Consider the following 18,445-nt stretch of genomic DNA (forward strand, 5'->3'; position numbering starts at 1 on the left):
TTCTTATGATAAATCTGACGCTGCGCCAGCTCCGGTACTTCGATGCGCTGGCGCGCCACGGCCATTTCGGCCGTGCGGCTGAATCCTGCTCGATCTCGCAACCGGCCCTGTCGATGCAGATCAAGGAGCTGGAGGAGACGCTCGGCGGCCTGCTGCTGGAGCGGAGCGCGCGGCAGGTCGCGCTGACCCGGTTCGGCGAGGAGCTCGCCCAGCGGGTTCGCGACATCCTGCGCTCGGTCGACGAGCTCGGCGATTTCGCGCGGGCGTCGCAGGACCGCTTCGCCGGCCGCCTGCGCATCGGCATGATCCCGACCATCGCGCCTTACCTGCTGCCCAAGATCACCAAGAATCTCACGCGCATGCATCCGGAGCTCGACATCCGCGTGCGCGAGACCATGACGCCGCGGCTGATCCAGGAACTGGTGGAGGGACGGCTCGACACCGCCATCGTGGCGTTGCCGGTGTCCGAGCCCTCGCTCACCGAGGTCGCGCTGTTCGAGGAGAAATTTTTGCTGGTGCGGCCGGGCGCGGATGAAGGCACACCGGTGCCGTCGCGCGAGATGATGCGCGAGATGCGGCTGCTGCTGCTCGAGGAGGGGCACTGCTTCCGCGACCAGGCGCTCTCCTTCTGCAACATGCAATCGGCGCCGCCGCGCGAGATGCTGGATGCCAATTCACTGTCGACACTGGTGCAGATGGTCAGCGCCGGCATCGGTGTCACCTTGATCCCGGAGATGGCGGTGCCGGTGGAGACGCGATCGGCCTCGGTCTCGCTGGCGCGCTTCCGCGACCCCGAGCCGTCGCGCACCATCGGCATGGTCTGGCGCAAGACCAGCCCGCTGGCGCGGCAGCTGCTGCAGATTTCCGAGGTGGTGTGCCTGTCGGCCGGCAAGGTGCGCGCGCGGCAATCCGTGCGCAGCCAGCGGGCTTGAGCGGCGCATGTCGGATCCGATCATCCGTCCCGCCCGCGCGGATGAATATGACGAGGTCGGCCGTGTCTGGATGGAGAGCTGGGTCTCGACCGGGCTTGCCGAAGCGAGCGACTTCCTCCTGGCCAATTTGCGTGCGCGCATCAGGCGCGAGATCGAGAGCGGCTGGAGCCTGTTCGTCGCCGACGACAACGGCACCATCGCTGCGATGCTGGCGCTGCATCTGCCAAAGCTCTATCTCGACATGCTCTTCGTCGCGCCCGACTATCAGGGCCGATCGCTCGGGCGGCAGCTGCTCGCCTTCACCCGCACGCAGCTGCCCGACGAAATCTGTCTGCGCTGCGTCCGCGAGAACGAAAAGGCCTGGCGCTGGTACGAACGCGAAGGTTTTGTGTTCGAGAACGAAGAGCTCGAACCGTCGAACGGCTTCGTGATGAAATACTACCGGTGGAAGCGGCAGCGGCCCGGCGAATAGATAGCGATCTCCGGCTGCAGCTTGCGGTTGTCACGATCCCCACCTAGTGTGGCGAGACCGATGACCTCCTGCCTCTGATCTCCCGGAATCCATGCTCCGCATTGCAGTCTCGCTGATCGTGCTCTCGTCCATTTGGACCTCGGCAGTCGCGCAAACTCCTCCAACACCCGCAGCGCCTCCCGCTCGGACTGCGGCGCCGGCCAAGCCGGCGGTCAAGAAGGCAGCGCCGAAGGCCAAACCGGCTGCACAACAGCCTGTCGCGGCGGAGAGCGGCCCGTGTCAGATCGGCGTCATTTCCGCGATCGGAGACCGTTTCTCGGTGCAACATGTCGGCCTTACGATGTTCGGCAACGAGTATTTGGAGGCGCCGATCGAGACGTGGGGCATCGATGATCTGTTCGTCGCGAAGGTTCGAGCCGCGGCTCCCGGCACGGCTGTCCGAAAAATCGCTTACGCAAGCGGAGCTTTCAAGCCTTACTATCATCCGGAAGCTAAACTGTTCCGCAATGACCGCGACGACCTGACGGCCCTGGTGCGGCAGATCGCCGGAACTGCAAATTGCGAACGCTACGTCGTAGCCACGAAAGCCCGCGTTTCGGTTGATGGCACCAATCAGTCAATCGAGGGCCTCGGGGTCTATAAGAATTGGGCGAGCCCTTCCGGGCGCGGCGTCGTGGTTGCCTATTTCCGTATCAACGTTTTTGACGGACGGACTTTCGACATCCATCGAGCGCCCACCCGGAGCTTCGGAGATGTGCTTGCTTCGAGTTTTTCCAACAAGAACGACAATATGCAAATCCTCAACAATCTCGAGTTTCCCAAGACTCCTGAACAGGTGACCAACAGTGCATTGCTGCGTGACAGCACACGCAGCCTGCTCACGGCCCAGCTGGACAAGTATCTACCCGCATACATCAAGGGCGAGTAAGCACCCTTGGCGACGGGACGCGACAAAGAATACCGCTCGTCCGCTTCCTGCGACCGGGCCGCATTTGACGTTCTGGCCCGGTTGGTCGTCGTTGCGGCTGTCCTGTGGTGCTTTTCGACATCTGCTTCGGCGCAGACCAAATCGGGACCACCAGGGACGCAGACGGCAGGACCGGCCGTCAAGCAAGCCAAAAGCAAGTCGACTACGAGGCGTGAAGCGACGGGCAAGCCCGCTCCCGTGGCCGGCGGCTCGTGCGGCTTCGGTGTCGTGGTCACCACCGGCGATGAGTTCACCGTGCTGACGACCGGCCTCACCGTATTCCAGAACAAGAAGATGGTGATCCCGATCCCGGGCTGGGGGCTCAACGATCTGATCTTCGCGCGGACTCGCGCGGCGATCCCTGCCGGCGTGTCCGTTCTGAGAATCCCCTACAACCCGGCGAAATTTCCTCCCCGCGATGAGTCCAAGGACACATTGAAGGACAGGTTATTCCGCGATCTCAACGCGGAGCTGGCCGGATACATGCGCGAGGTCGTGAAAGGAACGAATTGCCGGCACTACATCCAGATCCTCAATTCAATCAGCCCTATCGGGACATCGAATTATACGATCCGCGGGTTCGGCATCCTCAACCAGGATGTAGTGCTAGGGCGTCGCATCTATCTTTATGCCCTGGCGTTTATCCGCATCTTTGACGGACGCGACTTCTCCGTTGTCAGACAGAGCTCTGCGCTGATCAACGTGCATCATTCCCTGGTGGTGCAGAGGCTTCTGGGCAGGCAAATCAGCGGCCCCTATCGCGAACTACCCGCAGAAACGTTTCCAACGCGCCCTGAAGATGCCGCCGACAATCCCGCACTGCGCGACGGCGTGCGCGCCATGCTGGCGGAAAGCCTGGACAAAACGCTTCCGTTCATGCTCGAGGTTCGACCAGCAGCGCGTCAAAGCGACACCAAAGAACGTTGACCCACATGTCGTTCACGCCGCTTGCCTTCTGCCTAGGCGTGGTGCGTTGCGAATGCGCGGCAAAAGCGCGATGAATTGCGCCGGCCCACTTCGCGCCGATGAAAGGTCCACTTCCATGATCAAGCTCTATTGGTCGCCCCGCTCGCGCTCGTTCACGACGCTCTGGCTGATGGAAGAGAGCGGCCTGCCCTATGAGCGCGTGCTGACCGACATCTCGACCGGCGCGCAGAAGGCGCCGGACTATCTGAAGATCAATCCGATGGGCAAGGTGCCGGCGCTGACCGACGGCGATGCCGCGCTCGGCGAAGCCGCCGCGATCTGTGCTTACATTGCCGATCGCTATCCCGAGACCAAGCTCGCGCCCGCTGTGACCGACCCGCGCCGCGCGCGCTATCTGCAATGGCTGTTCTTCTCGCCGGGCTGCATCGAGCCCGCCATCATCCAGATCTTCACCAAGATCGAGATCCCGACCTCGACCGCGGCCTGGGGCAGCGCGACCCAGGTGTTCGACGTGCTGGAGGCCGCGCTCGCGAAGGGACCTTGGATTCTCGGCGAGGAATTTTCCGCAGCCGACATCACCGTCGGCTCAGGCCTGAACTTCGCGGTACGCCTGTTCAAGATGGTGCCGTCGCGTCCGGCCTTCGACGCCTATCTGGCGCGCTGCATGGCACGGCCGGCGTTCCAGCGCGCGGAGAAGATCGCGGCGGGATGAAGCAGCCCGCCGCCTACAGCCTGATCTTGAGGACGGCCAGTCCGGACTGGTGAAGCAGTCCGGAGGATGTCGCCGCAACGCCATAGCGGATGCCGAGATCGAAGCCTTTGCCGTCCGCCGCGACGAGGCCCAGCGCGGTCGAGTAGATCCACGGCGACAACGCAAGACCGTTGGTGACGAAGCTGTCGCCGCCGCCGGCAAACGCGGATTTGATCTGCAGTCCCTGGTTCAGCGTGTTGTAACCGACGCCGACATCGCCGGTGAGATGGACCTGCTTCGCGATCCTATAGGCGCCCTTCAGTCCCGCCGTGAGCGTCAGCTCGCGATAGGTTTGCGAATCCACGTTGAGGCTGAAGCCGCCCGCGCCGCCTTCCTGATAAGCGGGCGAGCGAACCTTGCCATAGTCCAGCCGCAGCGACGGCGCGATCGCAAGTCCCGGCTCGATCGGGATCAGCTTGCGGATGCCGGCGCCCGCATGGCCGCTGTAGGATCGATAGCCGGCGCCGGCCGTGCCGTTGATGAAGCTGAGCGAGCGGCTCTCGCCATTGTCGTTCAACGCGCCGTCGATCTGGCCGTCGACCTGGACGCCGTGGCCGAGCGCATAGGCGCCGTAAAGCCCCGCCTGATATGAGTCGATGGCAAGCCGGTTCGGGACCGCGTCCTCGCTTCCGGTGATGGATTGATGGGAATAAGCGAACACGCCGCCGAGCATCGCGCGCGCGGAGACCATCGCGTCCGCACCGACGGCCATGCCGCCACCGGAGGCATTGTAGCCGGGGACGCCGTCGACGCTGCCTTGCCGGATACTGCCGCCGAGCGGCTTCATCCAGACATTCCGTTCAGGTGTGACGTCCGTGTTCAGTCCGAGAACGTCGTCCAGTCGTCCCGTCATCGCTTGCTGAAACATTCGCTGCGTGGCGTAGGTCGCCTGCGATGCCGCACCGGTGAGAACAGGCAAAGTCTGGTTGACTGCGTTGACGAGACCGGAGCCGCTGAGATTGTCCAGCGCCGTGAAACCGGTGGCCATGCTGCCGGTCCAGCCAAGCGACGTCGCAGACAGGCGGTAGAGGATATCGGCCGCGCCTAACCCGGCACGGCTGTTCTGCGCCTGAAGCGTCTCGGCGTACGGCCGCACCAATGACAGATAGGCGATGCCGCCGGTCGGATTGCCAGAGAGATCATAGGTGCTGACCAGCATCTGCGCGCCCGATGCATCGCCGCTGGCCGTGCCGTAGAGGCTGGCGAGCGTGCCGCGCGAGAGCGTGTTGAAGAGCACGTTGCCCTCCGGCGTCACCGAGCCCAGCAGGGTGAAATTGGCGGCGCTGCTGCCTGCGGGCGCCACTCCGGCACCCCAGAAATATCCATTCTGGTAGTTCGTGATGACGAAGCGCCCGGGCGCCGACGTGCCGAACAAGGCGTTGCTGGTGATCCGCCACGGCGTGCCTGACGTCCACGCCCATTGCGGCACGGAGTTGGCAGGAACGGGCTGCGAAGCGGGCGGCGTGAAGGTCGCGGGATCGTAAGGAAGCATGTAAGCCCAATGAGTGACGAGCACGCTGTCGCCCGTGATCATCTGCATCTCCATCGAGGTCACGCCGCCAACGGTCCTCATGTGGCCAAGGCCGACCGTCGCAGCGCCGCCCGAGGTCGGCGTGAACAGCATCGTGATCTGGCCCGAGGTCGTGACGAAGCCCTGGATGGTCGAGGTGTCGGTCAGGAGCGCGGGCCCGATCTTGAGCTGTGCCACGCTCGTGCCGGTGAAGGAGCCGTTCGTCGCGGTCGCGAGCGACCACAGCGTCTGGTCGCCGATCGGGATCGGATTGGAAAAGCCGGTCCTCGGCGCGGCATAGGCCAGCAGCTGCGGCGTCGGTACGTACCAGTTCGTGTTGGAGAGGGTCGAATCCCAGACCGCCGATTGCGCCAGGGCCCGAGGGCTGCCGCAGAGCAACACGGCGCCGACGGCCGATGCCATCGCACCTGCGCGCCAGATCGCCTGCCCACTCGGCAAGATCGTCACTCCCAAAACCGCGCGACGCGCCATTCACCCAGCGCCCCGGGGCGGATGAAGCACGATCTCGTGGCTGAGTCTGCCCCATGATCGTGGGGGAGAAAACGTCACGACCTCAATCGGCCGCGCGTCTCATTCCGCCTTCAGGTCGTCCGGCCTCGGCATCAGGATGATGTTGTAGCCGGAATCCACATAATGGATCTCGCCGGTCACGCCGCCGGAGAGATCCGACAACAGATACAGCGCCGAGCCGCCGAGCTCGTCCAGCGTGACGCCGCGGCGGAGCGGCGAATGCTTCTGCATGAAGGCGAACATCGCCCGCGCCTCGCCGATCCCGGAGCCGGCGAGCGTGCGGATGGGGCCGGCGGAGATCGCGTTGACGCGGATGCCGCGCGGTCCGAAATCGGCGGCGAGATAGCGCACGGAGGCTTCCAGCGCCGCCTTGGCCACGCCCATCACGTTGTAGTTCGGCATCGCGCGCTCCGAGGCGCCGAAGGTCAACGTGATCATGCTGCCGCCTTCCGTCATCAGCTCGGCGGCGCGCTTTGCGACCTCCGTGAACGAGAAGCAGGAGATCACCATGGTGCGCGAAAAATTCTCGCGGCTGGTGTCGGCGTAGCGGCCCTTCAGCTCGTTCTTGTCGGCAAAGCCGATCGCGTGGATCACGAAGTCGAGCCGGCCCCATTTCTCGCGAAGCACTGCGAAGGTCGCATCGACGCTGGCGATGTCCTCGACGTCGCAAGGCAGCACCAGATCCACGCCAAGCTGCTCCGCCAGCGGCTTGACGCGCTTGCCGAGGGCCTCGCCCTGGAAGGTGAAGGCGAGCTCGGCGCCGTGGGCATGCAGCGTCCTCGCCATGCCCCAGGCGATGGAATGATCATTGGCGATGCCCATGATCAGACCGCGCTTGCCTTTCATCAGTCCTTCCATTGCCTCTTTACTCCCACTATTCCGGGGTCATCGCCCGCGCAGGCGGGCGATCCAGTATTCCAGAGACGTTCGTTATAAGTCGAGAAGCCGCGGCGTACTGGATGCCCCGCCCCCGTGCGCAATTGCGCACTAGGCGGGGCATGACAGAGTGCTGGCCTCACGCATCCAGCCGGCTGAACACCAGCGTGGCGTTGGTGCCGCCGAAGCCGAACGAGTTCGACAGCACGGTGCCGATCTTGGCGTTGTCGATGCGCTTGCGCACGATCGGCATGTCGGCGAAGACAGGGTCGAGCTCCTGGATATGCGCGCTCTCGCAGATGAAGCCGTTGTTCATCATCAGCAGCGAATAGATCGCCTCCTGCACGCCGGTGGCGCCCAGCGAGTGGCCGGTCAGCGCCTTGGTCGCCGAGATCGGCGGGCACTTCTCGCCGACGCCGAACACTCTTCGGATCGCCTCGATCTCCGGCGGATCGCCGGCCGGTGTCGAGGTCGCATGCGGATTGATGTAGTCGACCTTGGTCTTCACCGTCGACATCGCCATGCGCATGCAGCGCTCGGCGCCTTCGCCTGATGGCGCGACCATGTCGTGACCATCCGACGTCGCGCCGTAGCCGACGATCTCGCCATAGATGCGCGCGCCGCGCGCCTTGGCATGCTCGAGCTCTTCCAGCACCAGCACGCCGGCGCCGCCGGCGATGACGAAGCCATCGCGATTGAGGTCGTAGGGACGCGAGGCCGTGGCCGGCGTGTCGTTGTACTTCGAGGACATCGCGCCCATGGCGTCGAACAGCACCGACAGCGACCAGTCCAGCTCCTCGCAGCCGCCGGCGAAGATGACGTCCTGCTTGCCGATCTGGATGGTCTCATAGGCATTGCCGACACAATGGTTCGACGTCGCGCAGGCCGAGGAGATCGAATAGTTCACGCCCTTGATCTTGAACCAGGTCGCAAGCGTCGCGGAGGCGGTCGAGGACATCGCCTTCGGCACCGCAAACGGGCCGACGCGCTTCGGTCCCTTGGAGCGGGTGATGTCGGCGGCTTCGACGATGGTGCGCGCCGAGGGACCGCCGGAGCCCATGATGATGCCGGTGCGGATGTTGGAGACCTCGTCAGGCGACAAGCCGGCATCCTGAATCGCCTGCTCCATCGCGATGTGATTCCACGCCGCACCCTGGCCGAGGAAACGCATCGCGCGGCGGTCGACCACGGTCGAGGGATCGAGCGTCGGCTCACCTTGCACCTGCGAACGGAAGCCGAGCTCGGCATATTTCTCAGCCCGCGAAATGCCCGATTTCGCCTCGTGAAGGCTCGCAAGCACTTCCTGGGTGTTGTTTCCGATGGACGAGACAATGCCCATCCCGGTGACCACAACCCGCCTCATGACAGCCTCGCCTAAATCGTTGTCTCTCTTGGTGATGCGCCTCAGCCCAGGCTCGTGCCCTGCTTGAACAGGCCGACCTTCAGATCCTTGGCGCGATAGATAATCTGGTCATCGACCGAAAGCCACCCGTCGGCGATACCGAGCACCAGCTTTGACCGCATCACGCGCTTGATGTCGACGTTGTACACAACCTTGCGGGCCTCGGGCAGCACCTGGCCGCTGAACTTCAGCTCGTTCAGGCCGAGCGCGCGACCGCGACCTTCGCCGCCGGTCCAGCCCAGATAAAAGCCGACCATTTGCCACAGCGCATCCAGGCCGAGGCACCCGGGCATGACGGGATCGTTCTTGAAGTGGCAGCCGAAGAACCAGAGGTCGGGCTTCACGTCGAGCTCGGCGCGCACCAGGCCCTTGCCGAACTCGCCGCCATTGTCGTTGATATCGGTGATGCGATCGAACATCAGCATCGGCGGCAGCGGCAGCTGGGCATTGCCCGGGCCGAACATCTCGCCGCGGGCACAGGCCAGCAGATCTTCGTATTCGTAACCGTTGCGCCTGTTCAGCATTCACGAGCCTCTGTTCAAATCCCGGTTGAGCGGCGTTTTTTTGGCGAAATGGGCCCCGTCTCGATCGGGGAGCAACGCCAATTGCCACCGCCGGCCGCGACTCGCGCAAGCCCCGAATGGACTGCGCCCCAAGCTTTCATGCCCGGCTGCGCCAAAATCGGCTGAGCGGAACCGCGCGCTCTCTAACACAGGCTATTTCGGGTGGCAAAGCGCATCCATGAAGTTAAAATGACGCGCTCCCCGGGCGGTTCCAAGCCTGATTAGAACCTCTCTAGTTGCGAGAAACTTGCATCTGCATCTTTCTGTTCTTATATTACAGAGAGATATTGTTCACGCGTGCCCGAAATCTGGAAATGAGCGAGAATACCGCGCCCCATCACGACGACGACGTCCATGCCGCGGCCCTTCTGTCCGGCCGCCAGCCGGCCCTGACCGGCTGCCCCTGGCACGACGTTAACGAAATGCTCCAGTCCGCGGGGCTCCGTCCGACGCGCCAGCGCATGGCGCTGGGCTGGCTCCTGTTCGGCAAGGGCGCACGCCACCTCACGGCTGAAATGCTCTACGAGGAAGCGACGCTGGCCAAGGTCCCGGTGTCGCTGGCGACCGTCTACAACACGCTGAACCAGCTCACCGATGCCGGGCTGCTCCGCCAGGTCAGTGTCGACGGCACCAAGACCTATTTCGACACCAACGTCACCACCCACCACCATTATTACCTCGAGAACAGCCACGAGCTGGTCGACATCGAGGATCCGCATCTGGCGCTGTCGAAGATGCCGGAGGTGCCCGAGGGCTACGAGATCTCCCGCATCGATATGGTCGTGCGCCTGCGCAAGAAGCGCTGAAGCATCAGTCCTAAACCGTTGATTTAGTCGTCATGGCCGGGCTTGTCCCGGCCATCCACGTCTTGGGACTAGTCAGAAGAGCGTGGATGCCCGGGACAAGCCCGAGCATGACGCTGGAGCAATAGCTCGCTTCTATCGCGTCAATTCACCTGCTCGTCCGAATAAACGCCCCAGAGGCGTTCCTGCTGGATCCAGCCGTCAAAGCCGTTGCCGATGACGCGGCACCAGCTTGCGGTGCACTTCTTGACCTGCGTGACGACGCCGGCCTGGAGCTTTGCCGCAACCGCGCTGTCGGGATCGGGCCGGTCATAGATCGGGGCGAGGTCGTCCTTGTGCTTCATGGTGACGACCGCGGTGCGGCGGCCCGACAGCAGCGAGTGATAGACCCAGCCCTCGGCGCCTTCGGAATCGCGCACCCGGCGCCAGTTCTCGAATTCGGCGGTGATTTCGACCGGCAGGCCGGCGCGGGTGTAGACCCAGGCGACGTCATTGTCCTTGGTCGGGCCGGCGCGGACGTTCACGTGATCCGATTTGAGGCTGACATAGCGCGGCACCGGCAAGCCGCTGGCGGTCTGCGGGGTAGTATCCTTCGCCGAATGCGAGGGGCCGATCGAGGCGCTCAACCAAGTGCAAACGAGCGCCAACACCGAACAAAAACGCCCCAACGCCATCAACCTGTCTCCTGTCGAAGACCCGGCCAGGCCGGATCCTCACCCCGAATTCCAAAAACCCTGCCGCGTCTGCCCCTGCATCCCGCCCCACGCGGGTTCCAACCCTTGAGCCCGTGGTTCTTGTCTTGGCCCGGCCTTCTGCTAGAGAGGACGAGCACTTGAACAACCAGTTTGCCCCGATTTTCCAGCCGGAAATGTCGGGAGAGCTTGGAGGAAACGCCGGGGACGGACACGGCAAGGGCAGTGTCGAACAACCGGGTTAATGAGGCCTCAACGACCGGCCTTTGACGACAGAGGCGGCCTGCGACGCCTCATGAGAGCAGGACATGTCGGTGAAGAAAAAGCCCCTCGTCGTAGTGACGCGCAAGCTGCCGGATTCGATCGAGACGCGGATGCGCGAGCTGTTCGACGCGCGGATCAATCTCGACGATACGCCGATGTCGGCCGATCAGATCGCGGAAGCCGCGCGCACCGCCGACGTGCTGGTTCCGACCGTGACCGATCAGATCAGCGCCGATGTCGTGAACCAGCCTGATTGCAAGCTCCGCCTGATCGCCAATTTCGGCAACGGCGTCGACAACATCGACGTCGCAGCCGCCCATGCCCGCGGCATCACCGTCACCAATACGCCGAAGGTTCTGACCGAAGATACCGCCGACATGACCATGGCGCTGATCCTCGCCGTGCCCAGGCGAATGATCGAAGGTGCCTCGATCCTGACGGAAGGAAAGCCCTGGGCGGGCTGGTCGCCGACCTGGATGCTCGGCCACCGCATCGGGGGAAAACGTCTCGGCATCGTCGGCATGGGCCGCATCGGCCAGGCGGTGGCGCGCCGCGCCCGTGCCTTCGGCCTGCAGATCCACTATCACAACCGCCGTCCCGTCGCCCCTGTCATCGCCGAAGAGCTTGGCGCGACCTACTGGGAAAGCCTCGACCAGATGCTGGCGCGGATGGACATCATCTCGGTGAACTGCCCGCACACGCCCGCGACCTACCATCTGCTCTCGGCGCGGCGGCTGAAGCTGATCCGCAAGGACGCCTACATCGTCAACACCGCGCGCGGCGAGGTGACCGACGAGGACACGCTGATCAAGCTGATCGAGGGTGGCGAGATCGGCGGCGCCGGCCTCGACGTCTACGAGCACGAGCCCGCGGTCAATCCAAAATTGGTACGGCTCGCCAAGGCCGGCAAGGTGACGCTGCTGCCGCATATGGGCTCGGCCACGATCGAGGGCCGCGTCGAGATGGGCGAGAAGGTGATCATCAACATCCGCACCTTCCTCGACGCCCACAAGCCGCCGGACCGCGTGCTGCCGAGCATGCTGTGAGGTTTACTTTCCGCGCCCTTCGCGCTTGCGCCAATCCGCGACGAAATCGATGAACGCGCGCAGTGCCGGCGGCGTCTGGCGCCGGCTCGGATAGTACAGGAACGGACCTGGAAACGGCTCGCACCAATCCTCCATCAGGCTGACCAGAGCGCCGGACTTCACGGCATCGCCGACATAGCCGTCGAGCGTGGCCCAGATGCCCACGCCGTCGAGCGCGGCGCGCATCGCAAGGTTCATATTGGTCGAGATCAGCTTCGCCGGCGGATCGACCTTCACGACCTGCCCGGCTCTCTCGAATTCCAGATCGTGCATGACGCCGCTCGAATAGCGCGCGCGGATGCAATCATGTTCCAGCAGATCCTTCGGATGGTTCGGCCTGCCGCGGCGCGCGAGGTAGTCGGGCGATGCGACGACGACATAGTGCTGCGGGCCGCTCAGCGGGATCGCCACCATGTCCTGCGCGAGATGCTCGCCATAGCGCACGCCGGCATCGTAACCGGCGCTGACGATGTCGACGAAGCCGCTTTCGCTGACGATGTCGAGATCGACCTGCGGATGGGCGCTCAGGAACGGCCCGGCCATCGGCGCCAGCACCAGATCGACCGCAGGCGGCGGCGCATTGATGCGCAGGCGGCCCGAGGCGACCTCGCGCAGGCCCCGCATCTGGTCCAGCGCATCGCCGACATCGCGTAGCGCCGGCGCCACCCGCGACAGCAGCAGCTCGCCTGCCTCGGTCAGCGCGACGCTGCGGGTGGTACGGTTCATCAGGCGGACGCCGAGACGCTCCTCCAGGTCGCGCAGGCGCTGGCTAAGACTCGATACCGACACGCGCATTTCGACCGCCGCGCGCCGGAAATTGCGGGTGCGGGCAACCGCCACGAAGACATCGAGATCGCGCAGGTCAGGCTCGGCCATTGTTCACCATTGTGAACAAGCCATTCTGGATTGTCCAGCTTATCGGCCCAATCGGGCAGACGCATATCAGCCTCGTCACGCGGCGCAATCAGCTTGCCGCCTTTCGAGGAGAGCCATCATGGAACAACGCACACTCGGTTCAACCGGCCCCACCGTCTCAAGCCTCGGTCTCGGCTGCATGGCCATGTCGGACGCCTATGGTCCTTCCGATCGCGGCGAGAGCATCGCCACCATCCATGCGGCGTTCGATGCCGGCATCACGCTGCTCGACACCGGTGACTTCTACGCCATGGGCCACAATGAGATGCTGCTCCGCGAGGCGCTGAAGGACGTCGCGCGCGACAAGGTGCAGATCAGCGTGAAGTTCGGCGCCCTGCGCGGCCCCGCCGGCGAATTCGCGGGAATGGACACCAGGCCGGCTGCGACCAGGAACTTCCTTGCCTATTCGCTGCAACGGCTCGGCACTGACTACATCGACATCTACCGCCCGGCACGGCTCGATCCGAGCGTGCCTATCGAGGAGACCATCGGCGGCCTCGCCGATCTCGTGAAGGCCGGCTACATCAGGAATATCGGCCTGTCGGAGGTCGGCTCCGACACCATCCGCCGCGCGCACGCCGTGCATCCGATCGCCGATCTCCAGATCGAATATTCGCTGATCGAGCGCGGCATCGAGCGCGACATCCTCAAGACCTGCCGCGAGCTCGGCATCGGCATCACGGCCTATGGCGTGCTCGCGCGCGGGCTGATCAGCGGCCATTGGACCAAGGACAGCGGCAAGGCCGGCAGGGACTACCGGCTGATGACGCCACGCTTCCAGGGCGCAAATCTCGACGCCAATCTCGCGCTGGCGGACTCCCTGCGTACGATCGCCACCGAGATCGGCGCAACGCCGGCGCAGGTCGCGATTGCCTGGGTCGCGGCGCAGGGTAAGGAGATCGTGCCGCTGGTCGGCGCAAGAACCCGCATCCGCCTCACCGAAGCGCTCGGCGCGACCAGGGTCACGCTGACACAGGCTCATCTGGCGGCGCTGGCAAAAGCCTTCCCGCCAAACGTTGCAGCCGGCACGCGCTATGCTGCCGAGCAGATGGCGCATCTCGACAGCGAGAAGCCGGCGACGGCGTAACCGCAGCAATCAGGTGCGATGGACGCTGAGATCCTCGAACACAGGCCCGTCGCCGTTGAGCGGATTGGCCGGGTCGCGCGCGTAGCGCAGCGTCTCGAAGCGCATCGCGCGCGCATCGATCATCAGGAGGCGGCCGACGAGGCCGTCGCCGAAGCCGACGATCTCGCGGATCGCCTCCAGCGCCATCATCGAGCCGAGCACGCCCGCCAGTGCGCCCATGACCCCGGCCTCGGCACAGGCCGGAACGGTTCCGGGCGGTGGCGCTTCCGGAAACAGGCAGCGGTAGGTCGGATTGAACTCGCCCTGCTCGTTCGTCTCGTGCGCACGGATGGTGGTGAGCGAGCCGTCGAAGGTGCCGAGCGCCGCCGTGATCAGCGGCCGCTTGGCGAAGAAGCAGGCGTCGGAGACGAGATAGCGCGTCGAGAAATTGTCGGAGCCGTCGAGCACGAGGTCGTAGTCGCCGATCAGGCTGAGCGCATTGTCGGCGTTGAGCCAGGTGGCGTGACCGACAAAGCGGACATGCGGATTAAGGGCCGCAATCCGCTCGGCCGCGCTCTCGACCTTGTGGCGGCCGATATCGGGCGTCGTATGGATCACCTGGCGCTGCAGGTTGGACAACGACACCACGTCGTCGTCGACCACGCCGAGCGTGCCGACGCCGGCGGCGGCCAGATACATCAAAGCGGGCGCGCCGAGCCCGCCGGCACCGATCACCAGCACGGAGGCCCGCTTCAGCGCAGCCTGGCCGGGACCGCCGACATCGCGCAGCACGATATGGCGGGCATAGCGTTCGAGTTCGTCCGGGCTCAGCATCGTCGTACGCCTCTCCTATCGCGCCTTCGCTCTCGATCCTCATGGTGAGGAGCGCGGAACGCGCTCTCCGGACGATGCTCCGCATCGCCGGGCGAACCATGAAGGCCCCGATCTCGCTTGTGGCCATCCTTCGAGACGCGGCCTTCAGGCCGCTCCTCAGGATGAGGGCTTGAGTTCGCGACTCTCTAAGCCACCTGAACCACCGCAACATTGTTCGCGACCAACGAGATGTGCTTGAATGGCATGCTTTTCAATGTTTTGGCGTTCAATGGGCTGGCTGGATTTGTCATGAGATCGATGCTTGCGGCAACCTTGATGTTTGCGGCCGCCACAGGCGCGAACGCCCAGATGACGGCGCCACAGGTCCCCGGCGCCAAGCCGAAAACGGTCCAGACCGTACCGATTCAGCCTCCCGCAATGCAGACGCCGTCGGCGACGGCCGATGCCATGGCAAGAGCGGAGCGGCTGGCGCTCCAGTCCGACCTCGCCTGGGCCGGCCAATATAACGGCGCCATCACCGGCGACGTCAGCGAGCGCATGGTCAACGCCATCAAGGAATACCAGAAGGCCAAGGGCGGCAAGCCGACCGGCGTGCTCAATCCGCAGGAGCGCGCCGCGCTCGCCGAGACGGCGCGAAAGAAGCAGGAGGGGGTCGGCTGGAAGATCGTGACGGAGCCGACCAGCGGCGCCCGGCTCGGCATCCCCGGCAAGCTGGTGCCGCAGCAGGCAAGCGACGCCAACGGCTCGAAATGGACCTCGCCGACCGGCACGGTTCAGGTGCTGCTCAGCCGCCGCAAGGAGGCGAACCCGACCTCGGCGAAGCTTGCCGACCTGGAGAAGGAACCGTCCGGGCGCAAGGTCAACTACACCGTGGTGAAGCCCGACTTCTTCGTGCTGTCGGGATTGCAGGGCCTGAAGAAATTCTACGTTCGCGGCACCTTCAAGGGCGACGAGGTCCGCACCATGACGATCCTCTACGACCAGGCGACCGAGAACACGATCGATCCGGTCGTGATCGCGATGTCGAGCGCGTTCAATGCATTTCCGTCGGGAGTGCTGGCCGGGCCGCCGCCGCGCAAGACCGTCGAATACGGCACCGGAATCGTCGTCAGCGACGATGGTGCGATCGTCACCGACCGCCTCGTCACCGATGGCTGCCTCGCGATCACGATCGCCGGCCACGGCAGCGCCGACCGTCTCGCCGAGGACAAGGAGCACGATCTCGCGCTCCTGCACATCTACGGCGCGCGCGGCCTGAAGCCGCTCAGCCTCGCCGGCGGTGCAGCGAAGGCGAATGTCGATGTCGTCGGCATCGCCGATCCGCAGAGCCAGGGCGGTGCGGCCGGCGTGTCGAGCCTCAAGGCGTCGCTGGCGCCGGTCACCTCAAGCAACTCCGCACTGTCTCCGCCACCGGCGGTGGGATTTTCCGGTGGTCCGGCGATCGACGGCGACGGCAAGTTCGCCGGCATCGCGCTGCTGAAGCCGGCAATGGTCGCAGGGCCCGCAACGTCGGTGCCGGCATCACAGGCGCTGATGGTCTCCGCGGAGACGGTGCGCAATTTCGTCAAGGCGAACGCCGTCACCGCAAACGGCACGTCGACGGATGCGAAAGCCGCCGTCGTGCGCGTGATCTGCGTGCGGAAGTAAGCGCTGCAAGCACTCCATTCTCGTGTCCCGGACGCGGTGCGGCATGAAATGCCGCTCCGCTGAGCCGGGACCCATGCTTCCTCGAATTCCGTGCAGGTGGCTTTCTGGGCCCCGGCGCTGCAGCGCATGCTGCGCTTTGTCCGGGGCACGGTTGCGCACCATCCCACGTACGACTACGGGTCCGGTAATGGTACGGATTCGCTGGCATTCGCGATTCCGCCATCATCGCTACCGTTGATTCGGACCTCCGCGATCCCCTTTGGATCGGGCCGGCACGTCCTGAGCGAGAAGGGCTCAGCATCGAGAAGCGATGCACGTTCGCGTGGCGTATTCCTGACCCAGCACTCCAAAGGATTGATCTTCAATGCACACGATCGTACTGGCCACCCAAAAGGGTGGCAGCGGCAAGAGCACGCTCGCCATCGGCCTCGCGCTGGCGGCCAAGCAGGCCGGCTTCACCGTTCGCCTGATCGAAACCGACCCGCAGGGCACCCTGTCCAACTGGCAGCGGCGCCGCGCCGCCGATGATCTCGTGGTCGAGCCGATCTACCATGCCGCCGACATCGCGCCGCGCCTGAACATGCTCGCCGACGGCGGCCTCCAGCTCGCGATCGTCGACACCGCGGCCGGCCTCAGCGCCGCCACCGCCGCCGCGATCCGCCATTCCGATCTCTGCCTGATCCCGGCCCGCCCGAGCGTCGCCGATATCGAGGCCACCGCCTCGACGCTCAGCGCCGCGCGCGCCTGGAAGCGGCCCTACAGCTTCGTGCTGAACCAGACGCCGATCCGCGGCCAGCGTATCGACAACGCCGCGGGCGCGCTCGCCGAGGAAGCCGCGCTCGATCTCGCCGAGGTGCTCGCGCGCCCGCTGATCGTGATGCGCAACGACCATCAGGACGCGCTCGCCAGCGGCCTTGCCGTGAGCGAATTCGCGCCGAACGGCAAGTCGGCGGACGAGATCCGCGGCCTCTGGCACTGGATCGAGACCCGGCTCGAGCTCGAAGCGCCGAGCAATGTCCTGATCGACCAGGTCATGTCGGCTACGGATGGCATGCCGCACATCGCCACCGAGCGTGCGGCAGACGAGACCACGACCCTGGCGTCCTGAGCGGGGCGACCGCTCGGACGACAGGCGGGCTCTTCGCCATCCGGTGAAAGAGCCCGAGCGACGAAGCGGTCCGGCCACCAGCCCGGCCGGATTGCTTCGCGGAGCCTGTCATCGGGCCGCGCTTTGCGCGGACCCGGTGGCTCCATCCGGGCTACGGCGCTACGTCACTTCTGACATTTCGGACACCAGAAGGTCGAGCGGCCGTTCTGCGTGAACCGCTTGATCGTGCCGCCACAACGCGGCGTCGTGCATTTTTCGCCTTCGCGGTCGTAAACCCTGAACGAGTGCTGGAAATAGCCGAGCTCGCCCGTGGTCTGGCGATGATCGCGCAAGCTGGAGCCGCCGGCCTTGATGGCATCGTTCAGCACCGTGTGGATCGCGCCGACCAGTCGCGTTGCATGGTCCGTCGGCTCGCCCTTCTTGGTCGACAGTGTCGCGGCGATCCGGCGCGGCGACAGATGCGAGCGGTGCAGCGCCTCGCAGACATAGATGTTACCGAGGCCAGCCACCACGCGCTGGTCGAGCAGCGCGGCCTTCAGGCTCGTGGTCTTGCCTTGGCAGGAACGCGCCAGCATCGCCGCATCGAATTCGTTGCCGAGCGGCTCGGGTCCGAGCCCGCGCAGCAGCGGCTCGTCTTCAAGCGCATTGCGCGCAATCACTTTCATGTAACCGAAGCGGCGCGGATCGTTGAAGACGATGTCGGCGCCTGAGGACATCCGAAACAGCACATGATCGTGCGCGGAATCCTTGGCCTTCGGATAGTGAAACTCGCCGGGCTGCGCGTCGCTCTCCGGCTTGATGACGCGGAACGAGCCCGACATGCCGAGATGCATCAGCAGCACGTCGCCGGAGGCGAGATCGGCCATGAGATATTTTGCGCGGCGGCCGAGGCCCGTGACGACCTGCCCCTTGAGCCGGGCCACGAAGTCCGGCTGGAACGGAAAGCGCAAATCCGGCCGGCGGGCCTCCGCATTGAGGATCTTCGCACCCTCCATGACGGGCTGAAGGCCACGGCGGACGGTCTCGACTTCGGGCAATTCGGGCATGGTCAGGCATTCACCTTATGAGGGCGGTGTGATAGCGCCATTGCGGCGGGCAGG

At 64.9% G+C, this 18,445-nt stretch carries 18 protein-coding genes; 10 read left to right on the forward strand and 8 right to left on the reverse strand.

The window, feature by feature from the left end:
• The first annotated feature begins 5 nt into the window (after nucleotides 1–5).
• The 5 genes from JQ566_RS13985 to JQ566_RS14005 all read left to right on the forward strand — a co-directional run bounded on the left by JQ566_RS13985 (nucleotide 6) and on the right by JQ566_RS14005 (nucleotide 4,010).
• Entirely contained in the window at nucleotides 6–932 is a 927-nt protein-coding gene (locus JQ566_RS13985) for a hydrogen peroxide-inducible genes activator (protein WP_100235275.1), read from the forward strand.
• A gap of 7 nt (nucleotides 933–939) precedes the next feature.
• A complete protein-coding gene (locus tag JQ566_RS13990; protein ID WP_212372807.1) occupies nucleotides 940–1,404 on the forward strand; it encodes a GNAT family N-acetyltransferase in 465 nt (154 codons plus the stop codon).
• Between the two features lie 91 nt (nucleotides 1,405–1,495).
• Nucleotides 1,496–2,332, forward strand: coding sequence for a hypothetical protein (locus tag JQ566_RS13995; RefSeq protein WP_212372808.1), 837 nt, complete (start codon nucleotides 1,496–1,498; stop codon nucleotides 2,330–2,332).
• 6 nt (nucleotides 2,333–2,338) lie between these two features.
• On the forward strand, nucleotides 2,339–3,298 hold the full coding sequence (locus JQ566_RS14000; protein WP_249139450.1) for a hypothetical protein: 960 nt from the start codon (nucleotides 2,339–2,341) through the stop codon (nucleotides 3,296–3,298).
• A gap of 115 nt (nucleotides 3,299–3,413) precedes the next feature.
• The gene (locus JQ566_RS14005; RefSeq protein ID WP_212372809.1) at nucleotides 3,414–4,010 is read left to right on the forward strand and encodes a glutathione S-transferase family protein; all 597 of its coding nucleotides are present in this window, start codon (nucleotides 3,414–3,416) and stop codon (nucleotides 4,008–4,010) included.
• Nucleotides 4,011–4,023: 13 nt separating this feature from the next.
• On the opposite strand, the gene JQ566_RS14010 is transcribed toward JQ566_RS14005, so the two are convergent.
• The 4 genes from JQ566_RS14010 to fabA form a co-directional block, all read right to left on the reverse strand.
• A complete protein-coding gene (locus JQ566_RS14010; RefSeq protein ID WP_212373092.1) occupies nucleotides 4,024–5,982 on the reverse strand; it encodes an autotransporter family protein in 1,959 nt (652 codons plus the stop codon).
• A gap of 168 nt (nucleotides 5,983–6,150) precedes the next feature.
• Entirely contained in the window at nucleotides 6,151–6,948 is a 798-nt protein-coding gene (gene fabI, locus JQ566_RS14015) for an enoyl-ACP reductase FabI (RefSeq protein ID WP_212372810.1), read from the reverse strand.
• A gap of 157 nt (nucleotides 6,949–7,105) precedes the next feature.
• A complete protein-coding gene (fabB, locus tag JQ566_RS14020; RefSeq protein WP_212372811.1) occupies nucleotides 7,106–8,329 on the reverse strand; it encodes a beta-ketoacyl-ACP synthase I in 1,224 nt (407 codons plus the stop codon).
• Nucleotides 8,330–8,370: 41 nt separating this feature from the next.
• Nucleotides 8,371–8,892: a bifunctional 3-hydroxydecanoyl-ACP dehydratase/trans-2-decenoyl-ACP isomerase gene (fabA, locus tag JQ566_RS14025; RefSeq protein ID WP_212372812.1), complete on the reverse strand. Its 522-nt coding sequence runs from the start codon at nucleotides 8,890–8,892 to the stop codon at nucleotides 8,371–8,373.
• Between the two features lie 353 nt (nucleotides 8,893–9,245).
• On the opposite strand from fabA, the gene irrA reads away from it, so the two are divergent.
• Nucleotides 9,246–9,737, forward strand: coding sequence for an iron response transcriptional regulator IrrA (gene irrA / locus JQ566_RS14030; protein WP_027546833.1), 492 nt, complete (start codon nucleotides 9,246–9,248; stop codon nucleotides 9,735–9,737).
• A gap of 140 nt (nucleotides 9,738–9,877) precedes the next feature.
• On the opposite strand, the gene JQ566_RS14035 is transcribed toward irrA, so the two are convergent.
• Nucleotides 9,878–10,408 (reverse strand): SH3 domain-containing protein, encoded by a 531-nt coding sequence (locus JQ566_RS14035; protein WP_212372813.1) that lies wholly within the window; start codon nucleotides 10,406–10,408, stop codon nucleotides 9,878–9,880.
• 326 nt (nucleotides 10,409–10,734) lie between these two features.
• Here JQ566_RS14035 and JQ566_RS14040 point away from each other — a divergent pair, with 326 nt between their 5' ends.
• Complete coding sequence (locus tag JQ566_RS14040; protein WP_212372814.1) at nucleotides 10,735–11,736, forward strand: 2-hydroxyacid dehydrogenase; 1,002 nt, start codon at nucleotides 10,735–10,737, stop codon at nucleotides 11,734–11,736.
• A gap of 3 nt (nucleotides 11,737–11,739) precedes the next feature.
• Here JQ566_RS14040 and JQ566_RS14045 read toward each other — a convergent pair whose 3' ends face one another.
• Nucleotides 11,740–12,651: a LysR family transcriptional regulator gene (locus JQ566_RS14045; RefSeq protein ID WP_212372815.1), complete on the reverse strand. Its 912-nt coding sequence runs from the start codon at nucleotides 12,649–12,651 to the stop codon at nucleotides 11,740–11,742.
• Between the two features lie 118 nt (nucleotides 12,652–12,769).
• Here JQ566_RS14045 and JQ566_RS14050 point away from each other — a divergent pair, with 118 nt between their 5' ends.
• Nucleotides 12,770–13,777, forward strand: coding sequence for an aldo/keto reductase (locus JQ566_RS14050; RefSeq protein WP_212372816.1), 1,008 nt, complete (start codon nucleotides 12,770–12,772; stop codon nucleotides 13,775–13,777).
• A 9-nt stretch (nucleotides 13,778–13,786) separates the two neighbouring features.
• Here JQ566_RS14050 and JQ566_RS14055 read toward each other — a convergent pair whose 3' ends face one another.
• Nucleotides 13,787–14,590: a HesA/MoeB/ThiF family protein gene (locus JQ566_RS14055; protein WP_212372817.1), complete on the reverse strand. Its 804-nt coding sequence runs from the start codon at nucleotides 14,588–14,590 to the stop codon at nucleotides 13,787–13,789.
• A gap of 288 nt (nucleotides 14,591–14,878) precedes the next feature.
• Between JQ566_RS14055 and JQ566_RS14060 the strand changes: the two genes are divergently transcribed.
• On the forward strand, nucleotides 14,879–16,237 hold the full coding sequence (locus JQ566_RS14060; RefSeq protein ID WP_212372818.1) for a serine protease: 1,359 nt from the start codon (nucleotides 14,879–14,881) through the stop codon (nucleotides 16,235–16,237).
• Between the two features lie 364 nt (nucleotides 16,238–16,601).
• Complete coding sequence (locus JQ566_RS14065; protein ID WP_212372819.1) at nucleotides 16,602–17,345, forward strand: ParA family protein; 744 nt, start codon at nucleotides 16,602–16,604, stop codon at nucleotides 17,343–17,345.
• A 164-nt stretch (nucleotides 17,346–17,509) separates the two neighbouring features.
• On the opposite strand, the gene mutM is transcribed toward JQ566_RS14065, so the two are convergent.
• Nucleotides 17,510–18,391: a bifunctional DNA-formamidopyrimidine glycosylase/DNA-(apurinic or apyrimidinic site) lyase gene (gene mutM, locus JQ566_RS14070; protein WP_212372820.1), complete on the reverse strand. Its 882-nt coding sequence runs from the start codon at nucleotides 18,389–18,391 to the stop codon at nucleotides 17,510–17,512.
• Nucleotides 18,392–18,445 lie beyond the last annotated feature (54 nt).

It is taken from the genome of Bradyrhizobium sp. SZCCT0231 (assembly GCF_018130245.1).
Lineage (GTDB): Bacteria > Pseudomonadota > Alphaproteobacteria > Rhizobiales > Xanthobacteraceae > Bradyrhizobium > Bradyrhizobium japonicum_F.